This window comes from Psychrobacter sp. CoH-33_TS_01 (assembly GCF_058189395.1).
Map to the genome: position 1 here is coordinate 1 of NZ_JBVGQI010000015.1, position 597 is coordinate 597.

The 597-nt window shown below is 53.1% G+C and carries 1 protein-coding gene; it reads left to right on the top strand.

Annotated features, from left to right (window positions below):
- Window positions 1-597 (top strand): hypothetical protein (locus ACZ2XM_RS15010; protein WP_490598343.1); only part of this gene is annotated, 597 nt, incomplete at both ends.

The following is a 597-nucleotide window of genomic DNA, read 5'->3' on the forward strand; positions in this document are numbered from 1 at the left end:
GGTTACTGGTACCACCACTGATGTGGCGCCAGGGGCCACCGTGAGCGTGACCTTGACCGATGCGCAAGGCAACACCGTCACTGACACAGCAATCGTAAATGCTGATGGCAGCTATGACACGGGTGTAATTGACACCTCAGGCTTAGTTGATGGGGAAATCACAGCGACGGTTACCGCCACTGACAACAACGGTGAAGTGGTTGACGTCACGGCCTCTGAAGAGATGGATGCCACTGCAGGCGCCTTAACGGTTGCCACTGACATCACTGATGCAAGCGCGGATGTGAGCGGTACTAGTGTGGATGTCAAAGCAGGTAATAGCGTCAACATCACCTTCACGGATGCAGATGGTAAAACAGTTACGACCAGCGCAATTGTTGCTGCTGATGGTAGCTATGAAGTGACAGGCGTTGATCTTTCAGAGTTACGTGATGGCACAATCACCACCACGGTAACGGCCACGGACAACAACGGTCAGCCATTAACCGCCAATGATAGCGACAGCAAAGATGTGCTTGAAGGCGCCTTAACGGTTGCCACTGACATCACTGATGCAAGCGCGGATGTGAGCGGTACTAGTGTGGATGTCAAAGCAGG